Below are 7,238 nucleotides of genomic sequence, written 5' to 3'. Positions count from 1 at the left end.
CTCCGACCGTGTTGCCGTACTCGACTACGGTCGGAAGATTGCCGATGGCACGCCTGACGAGGTCCAGCGGGATCAGCGCGTGATCGATGCCTATCTGGGTGTGGCGTCCGAAAATGAAAACGGGGAGGGCATCTGATGGCCGATTTCGACTGGCTGTTTTTCACCGAGGTTCTCGTCGGCGGTCTTCTCTCCGGCGTCATGTATTCGCTGGTCGCGATCGGTTTCGTGCTGATCTACAAGACATCGGGCGTGCTGAATTTCGCTCAAGGGGCGATGCTTCTCTTTGCCGCGCTGACTTTCGTCAGTCTCACCGAGCGCGGCATTTCCTTCCCGCTCGCCTTCGCCATCACCTTCGCGATCATGGTGGTCATCGGCATCGGCATCGAACGCACGGTTTTGCGACCTTTGACCAACAAACCGCCGATCACCCTGTTCATGGCGACGCTCGGCCTTTCCTATGTGATCGAGGGAGCAGCCCAACTGATATGGGGCACACAGGTCCATGGCCTCGATCTTGGTATCGAGGACGTCCCGTTTGACGTCGGCGGCGTTTACATCAGCCAGTTTGACATCTTCGCTGCGGTCGTTGCCGCCGGTCTGGTGGCGCTGCTCTCGGCCTTCTTCCGCTACACGCGCATCGGCCTCGGCTTCCGCGCCGTCGCAGACGATCAGTTTGCCGCGCTTGCCGTCGGCCTTCGGTTGCCGTGGATCTGGGCGACGGTCTGGGCCGCCGCCGGTCTGGTGGCGCTGGTCGCCGGTCTTTTGTGGGGCGCCCGCGTCGGCGTGCAATTCTCTCTGTCGCTGATCGTCCTGAAGGCCTTGCCGGTTCTCGTGCTCGGTGGGTTCGACTCGATCCTTGGCGCGATTGTCGGCGGATTGTTGATCGGTGCATCCGAAAAGCTCGCTGAGGTCTATATCGGCGAATATTTCGGGGGCGGCATCGAGGGCTGGTTTGCCTATGTCATCGCGCTCGCCTTCCTCCTCGTGCGTCCTTCCGGTCTGTTCGGCCAGAAGCTTGTGGAAAGGGTCTGACCRATGTCCGCCATCACCTCTGATCTTCCAGCCTATCGCTTCTCCGCCCGCTGGGCGGCGCCATTGGCCTTGCTCGCCATTGCCTATGTCGCAGTGCCGCTTCTCGGCTCCAGCTATCTGTTCGAAGCCATCCTGCTACCGTTCCTGGCGCTCAGCCTCGCCGGTCTCGGTCTCAACATTCTGACGGGGTATGCAGGTCAGGTCTCGCTTGGCAGTGCGGCCTTCATGGCCGTCGGCGCCTTCGCTGCGTTTAACGTCAACCTTCGGATAGACGACCTGCCCTTGATCGTCAGCATGGCGTTTGCCGGCTTTGCGGCTGCCGGCATCGGCCTGGTGTTCGGGCTTCCCAGCCTGCGTCTCAAGGGTTTCTATCTGGCGGTGTCGACCCTTGCGGCGCAGTTTTTCGTGCAATGGGCGCTCACCAAGTTCAGCTGGTTCTCCAACGATTCCGCATCCGGCGTGATCGATGCGCCTCAGCTTTCGGTCGCCGGCTTTGTCTTCGATGGCCCCGTCGGGCGATACTATTTCGCTCTGACGGTGGTGGCGGTGCTCACTTTGCTCGCCTACCGCCTGGTGAATTCGCAGACCGGCCGCAACTTCATCGCCGTGCGCGACAACGAGACGGCGGCACGGATCATCGGCGTGCCGGTGCTGAAGACCAAGCTTCTGGCCTTCGCGGTCTCCTCCTTCATCATCGGCATTGCCGGAGTTCTGTGGGCCTTCGCCTATCTGCGCACCGTAGAGCCTGCCGGCTTTAATCTCGACCGGTCGTTCCAGATTCTGTTCATCGTCATCATCGGTGGACTTGCCTCAATCCGCGGTGCCTTTCTCGGCGCAGCGCTGATCGTCGTATTTCCGCTGTTCCTGTCGCGGCTCGGCTCGTTCCTGCTCGGTGATATCTTCAATTCGGGCGTGCTCGACATGAGCCAGCGCATCGTTCTCGGTACCCTCATCATCCTGTTTCTGATCCTCGAACCGGACGGCCTGGCGGCACTCTGGGACAGGGTCCGAAAACGCATCGGCGTCGCCCTGCGGCGGCCCTGATCAAGTCCGGAGCCTGAAAGCTCCAAACCCATGCAGTCAAGCTTTCCAGATCAACCCAAAACCGGCGATCTCGCCAGTCGATTACAGGAGTGTGCCCAGTTATGACGATCTTCAGTAAATTCAAAGTTGCGGTCCTTACCGCGAGCATCGCCTTCACGGTTGCACTACCGGCAGCAAAGGCCGATGAGCAGTATTTCCCGCTACAGAGCTACCGCGTCGGCCCCTATGCGGCCGGTGGCACCGGTTTCTTCGGCGGCTTCATCGACTATCTCAACCTGATCAACACCCGCGATGGCGGCGTGGGCGGCGTCAAGCTGACCTGGTCCGAGGCCGAAACCCAGTACGAGGTCGAGCGCGGTGTCGAGGCCTATGAGCGGCTGAAGAGCAATCCGAACGTCGCTGCCTGGAACCCGCTGTCAGTCGGTATCGCCTATGCGATGATCGACCGGATCACACAGGACAAGGTGCCGCTGATCACCGTTAATCATGGCCGCACGGATTCGACCGACGGCCGGGTCTTCCCTTATGTCTTCCCGCTGCTGCTCAATCCCTACAGCGAAACTTCCGGCATTGTGAACTACATCGCTTCCAAGGAGGGCGGGCTTGAAAGCCTGAAGGGCAAGAAGATCGCCGTGCTTTATCATGGCTCCCCCTATGGCAAGGAAACCATCCCGATCTACGAACTGCTGGCGCAGAAATACGGCTTCGAACTGCAGCAGATCGAGGTTCCGCATCCCGGCAACGAACAGCAGTCCCAATGGCTGGCGATCCGCCGCGCCAAGCCGGATTATGTGGTCTTGCGCGGTTGGGGCGTGATGAATCCGGTTGCGCTGAAGACTGCCGCTAAGACAGGCTTCCCGGTCGACCACATCATCGGCAATGTCTGGTCCAACTCGGAAGAGGACGCCATTCCGGCCGGCGACACGGCCAAGGGCTATACGGCGATCACCACGCAGGCGTCCGGCGCCGAATATCCAGTGGTTCAGGAGATCGTCAAAACGATCTACGACGCCGGCAAGGGCAACCTTGAAGACAAGAAGCGTATCGGCTCCGTCTACCACAATCTCGGCATCGTCAACGGCATTCTGAATGTCGAGGCGATACGCATCGCGCAGGAGAAGTTCGGCAAGCGGACCCTGACCGGTGACGAGGTCCGTTGGGGCTTTGAACATCTGCAGCTCGATCCCGCGCGCGTCGAGGCACTCGGTGCCAAGGGCTTGTTCCACTCGATCAACGTTACCTGGGACAATCACGAGGGCAATGGCTATGTGACCTTCCAGCAGTGGGACGGCGCCAAGTGGAACGTTGTCTCCGACTGGATCGCCCCCGACTGGGCGCTACTGCGGCCGATCATCGAAAAGTCGTCGGAAGCCTATGCAGCGGAAAAGGGCATCAAGCTGCGCACGGCGGAAGACGCCGAGACCGCCACCAACTGATCCTTTGATGCTGCGCGCCGCGGCAGGCGCAGCATCAAAGGCTGGGCGCGGGGATGGCTGTTTTTCTTCCTCAACCAGCCTCGCGCCTTCCTTTTTCAATTGCAGCCCTTAAGCGGCGGACAGGAACAAGATCATGGCTCTCGGCAACGTTCACCTCGCTGTTACTGGTCTGAAGGCCACGTACAATCATGCCATCACCGCGCTTGACGGCATAAGTTTCACATTGGCGCGCGGAGAGATTCTCGCGCTTCTGGGAGCCAATGGCGCCGGCAAGACGACGACGTTGAAGGCGATTTCCAATCTCTTGCCGGCAGAGCGCGGCCAGATCGTCTCCGGTGTCATCCGGTTCGAAGGTCTTGATGTCACAGAGTCCAGCCCCGCGGATCTTGTCCGCGCGGGACTTGTTCAGGTGCTGGAAGGCCGCCACTGCTTCCGCAGCCTGACGGTCGAGGAAAACCTCGTTTCCGGCGGACTTGGCCGCAGCAGCACGCGTGCGGAAATCGCTGAGGATCTCGACAAGGTTTATGCGCATTTTCCCAGGCTGAAGGAAAAGCGACGTGCGTTTTCCGGCCTGACCTCGGGCGGCGAGCAGCAAATGACGGCGATCGGCAGGGCGCTGATGTCGCGGCCACGTTTGCTGGTGCTCGACGAACCGTCGATGGGACTGGCGCCGCTCGTCGTTCAGGACATTTTCCGGACCTTGCGCCATCTCAATCGTGATGAAAGACTTTCCATCCTCGTGGCAGAACAGAACTCTGCCGTCGCACTAAAATATGCCCATCGCGCCATCATCCTCGAAAACGGCGTCACGGTGCTTTCCGGAGAAGCACGCGATCTGCGCGAGCGCGATGACGTCAAGTCCTTCTATCTCGGCAGGAAAACTGCGGCCCCGCTCGCCCCAGCCCTTGCCAGCTAAATCACCAATCCAACTGGAGTAACCAGGATGACCCTTTCCAACGTCAATACCGAGAATGCCGCAAAGGCTGTGCCGCCGGTTCCGCGTCCCGCCGAACCCGCGCATGTCATCAAGACCGATGCGGAAGCGATCACAATCGCCAAGGCGCTTGCGGCCGAATTCGCAAAGGAATCGGCCCTGCGCGACCGCGACCGCATCTGGCCGGTCAAGGAGCTCGATGCCTTCTCCCAGAGCGGCCTCTGGTCGATCAATGTGCCGAAGGCGTTCGGCGGCCCCGAGGTCTCCTATGCGACGCTGGCCAAGGTGATCGAGATCATCTCGGCGGCCGATTCTTCCATCGGGCAAATCGCGCAGAACCACCTCGGTGTCGTTGCCGCCATCCGCACCGTGTCGGACGAAGAGCAACAGAAGCTGCTCTTTGCGGAAGTTCTGAAGGGCACACGCTTCGGTAACGCCTTTTCCGAATTCGGCTCCAAGCGTGCGGTCGACTTCGAAACAAAATTCGTCGATGCCGGCGATCATATCGTGGTCAATGGCCAGAAATTCTATTCGTCCGGGGCTCTGCTCGCGCATCTCGTACCGATTGTGGCGCTCGATGACGAGGGCAGGGCCTGGTATGCGATTGCCGAGCGTGATGCGCCTGGCCTGGCCGTCATCGATGATTGGTCGTCCTTCGGTCAACGCACCACGCTGTCGGGAACCGTGCTGCTCAACAACGTCAAAGTGCCGAAGACGCATCTGGTGCCGGGTTACAAGGGATACGAGGTGCCGACAGCAGACGGGGCGATTTTCCAGATCATCCAGGTCGCTGTCGACACCGGCATTGCCCAAGCGGCGATCGACGAGACGGTGAGTTTCGTGCGCACCAAGAGCCGAGCCTGGGTGGATTCCGGTGTCGACAACGCCTGGGACGACCCCTATACGATCCAGGCCATCGGCGATCTCACTCTGCGGCTGCATGCCGCCCAGGCTCTGCTGGAAAAGGCAGGCTACGCCATAGATCGCGCCATTCTGGATCCGAACGCCGAGACCGTTGCCCACGCGCAGATCGTCACGGCGGAAGCGAAGATACTGTCCACCGAAATCGCCATTGCAGCCACGAACAAGCTGTTCGAACTGGCCGGGACGCGCTCGACGCTGGCCGAGCATGGGCTGGATCGCCATTGGCGCAACGCCCGAACCCACACGCTGCACGATCCGGTGCGCTGGAAATATTCGATCCTCGGGAAATACTTCCTTAATGGCGAGAAGCCGCCGCTTCACGCCTGGAGCTGAAAATCACAAAGTCGAAATTACCCCGCAACCAACGTAGCGGGGTAATTTAGGCGGCCATAAATGGGCGCCGACAGGAGAGCTATTGTCTTAGGTGGGGCTCCGACATTTCTTCAGCCACAAAATGGTGACCGATCGTCCATCGTAGCTGGGTTCGTACAGCCTTGACCGGACGGCGGCCGATCGCTTGGTCACTTACGTGAGACATAGTCGGCCCGATCGATGCCGTGGCGCTGCAGCTTGTCGTAGAACGTCTTTCTGGCTATCCCGAGCGCCTCGATAGTCCTGCGCACATCGCCCGCATTGACTGACAGGGCGTCCCGAATGATTTCAGCTTCAAATCGCTCCAGCTTTTCTGGAAGAGTTGAGCCGGCGGGTTGCAGAAAGAGGGCATTCTCGCCGCCTCCTTCGAGGCCAAGCACCACTCTTTCTGCGAAATGCGAGAGTTCGCGGACATTACCGGGCCAGGCATGAGAGTTGAGATGGCGGCGCACCGTCTGCGAAAGCGGCGGGATCTCGCGGCGAAAGCGTGCTGCCGCACGGGCGGAAAAATGGGAGAACAGCAATGGGATATCATCCCGGCGCTCCCGCAGCGGAGGAATGGAGATCGTGACGACATTCAGCCGGTAATACAGATCCTCGCGAAAATCGCCGCGCACTGCCGGATCACTAAGATCGATCTTGGCGGCGGCCACCACCCGAAGATCGACGGGGCGAACGTCATTGGTTCCCAACGGCGTGATCTCGCGCATTTCCAGAACACGCAGCATCTTCACCTGGGTGCCCAGCGGCATGCTTTCGATCTCGTCGAGAAACAGCGTGCCACCGCTTGCATGTTCGATCCGGCCGGTGCGGCGCTTCTGGGCGCCGGTGAAGGCGCCGGCTTCGTGGCCAAACAGTTCGCTTTCGATTACGGTTTCCGGCATTGCGCCGCAGTTGAGTGCCACGAAATTGCCATTTCGCCTACGGCTCCACTGGTGCAGAATCTGGGCTACGACCTCCTTGCCGCTGCCGGTTTCCCCTGCGACGAGCACATCGACGTCCGTATCGGCGATATGCCGAAGGATGTTCCTTAGATTTTCCATCACCGGCGTCTGGCCAATCAGTGGCAGGCTGTCCTGCGCCTCTCCGGCGGCGCGGCGCAGCGCGCGGTTTTCCATCACGAGGCTTCGTTTCTCGCTTGCGCGGCGGACGCTCTGCACCAGCCGGTCGGCCGCGAAGGGTTTGGTGATAAAATCATAAGCACCGTCCTGGATCGCCTGAACGGCCATGGGAATATCGCCATGGCCGGTGATGAGGATGACCGGCAGGTCTGCATCCATCTCCTTCAGCGCGCCGAACAGTTGCAGGCCATCGATCTCGGGCATGCGGATATCGCTCACGACGGCGCCCGCAAAGTCCGGTGAAAGTGCCGCAAGCGCAGCTTTGGCGCCACTGAAAGCCGAAACGGCAAATCCCGCCAATTCCAGCATCTGGGCAGTGGCGCGGCGCAGATCCTTATCGTCGTCGATGAGAGCAACTGGCGCCAATTGGTTCAT

At 60.3% G+C, this 7,238-nt stretch carries 7 protein-coding genes; 6 read left to right on the top strand and 1 reads right to left on the bottom strand.

The features are described 5' to 3' along the window. From AC1D17_RS21790 to AC1D17_RS21765, 6 genes are all read left to right on the top strand, one after another. Nucleotides 1-136: ABC transporter ATP-binding protein C-terminal domain-containing protein (locus AC1D17_RS21790; RefSeq protein WP_477567401.1), on the top strand; the 136-nt coding region annotated here is incomplete at its 5' end. Beyond that, the gene (locus AC1D17_RS21785) at nucleotides 136-1,032 is read left to right on the top strand and encodes a branched-chain amino acid ABC transporter permease (RefSeq protein WP_477567400.1); all 897 of its coding nucleotides are present in this window, start codon (nucleotides 136-138) and stop codon (nucleotides 1,030-1,032) included. The genes AC1D17_RS21790 and AC1D17_RS21785, both read left to right, overlap by 1 nt. A 3-nt stretch (nucleotides 1,033-1,035) precedes the next feature. Beyond that, entirely contained in the window at nucleotides 1,036-2,076 is a 1,041-nt protein-coding gene (locus AC1D17_RS21780) for a branched-chain amino acid ABC transporter permease (protein ID WP_477567399.1), read from the top strand. 101 nt (nucleotides 2,077-2,177) lie between these two features. Further along, nucleotides 2,178-3,512 carry an ABC transporter substrate-binding protein gene (locus AC1D17_RS21775; protein WP_477567398.1) on the top strand — a complete coding sequence of 445 codons (1,335 nt, stop codon included), beginning with the start codon at nucleotides 2,178-2,180 and terminating at the stop codon, nucleotides 3,510-3,512. A gap of 133 nt (nucleotides 3,513-3,645) precedes the next feature. Then, nucleotides 3,646-4,428 (top strand): ABC transporter ATP-binding protein, encoded by a 783-nt coding sequence (locus AC1D17_RS21770; RefSeq protein WP_477567397.1) that lies wholly within the window; start codon nucleotides 3,646-3,648, stop codon nucleotides 4,426-4,428. Nucleotides 4,429-4,455: 27 nt separating this feature from the next. After that, on the top strand, nucleotides 4,456-5,703 hold the full coding sequence (locus AC1D17_RS21765; RefSeq protein WP_477567396.1) for an SfnB family sulfur acquisition oxidoreductase: 1,248 nt from the start codon (nucleotides 4,456-4,458) through the stop codon (nucleotides 5,701-5,703). 188 nt (nucleotides 5,704-5,891) lie between these two features. On the opposite strand, the gene AC1D17_RS21760 is transcribed toward AC1D17_RS21765, so the two are convergent. Continuing rightward, on the bottom strand, nucleotides 5,892-7,238 hold the full coding sequence (locus AC1D17_RS21760; protein WP_477567395.1) for a sigma-54-dependent transcriptional regulator: 1,347 nt from the start codon (nucleotides 7,236-7,238) through the stop codon (nucleotides 5,892-5,894).

This window comes from Pararhizobium sp. P1_E7 (genome assembly GCF_056405855.1).
This window is presented reverse-complemented; position numbering and strand designations above follow the sequence as displayed.

What these genes read in the sequence shown, in the direction of transcription:
- AC1D17_RS21760 (WP_477567395.1), bottom strand. Translation starts at nt 7,238, where the DNA reads ATGAACCAATTGGCGCCAGTTGCTCTCATCGACGACGATAAGGATCTG.
- AC1D17_RS21770 (WP_477567397.1), top strand. Translation starts at nt 3,646, where the DNA reads ATGGCTCTCGGCAACGTTCACCTCGCTGTTACTGGTCTGAAGGCCACG.
- AC1D17_RS21765 (WP_477567396.1), top strand. Translation starts at nt 4,456, where the DNA reads ATGACCCTTTCCAACGTCAATACCGAGAATGCCGCAAAGGCTGTGCCG.
- AC1D17_RS21785 (WP_477567400.1), top strand. Translation starts at nt 136, where the DNA reads ATGGCCGATTTCGACTGGCTGTTTTTCACCGAGGTTCTCGTCGGCGGT.
- AC1D17_RS21780 (WP_477567399.1), top strand. Translation starts at nt 1,036, where the DNA reads ATGTCCGCCATCACCTCTGATCTTCCAGCCTATCGCTTCTCCGCCCGC.
- AC1D17_RS21775 (WP_477567398.1), top strand. Translation starts at nt 2,178, where the DNA reads ATGACGATCTTCAGTAAATTCAAAGTTGCGGTCCTTACCGCGAGCATC.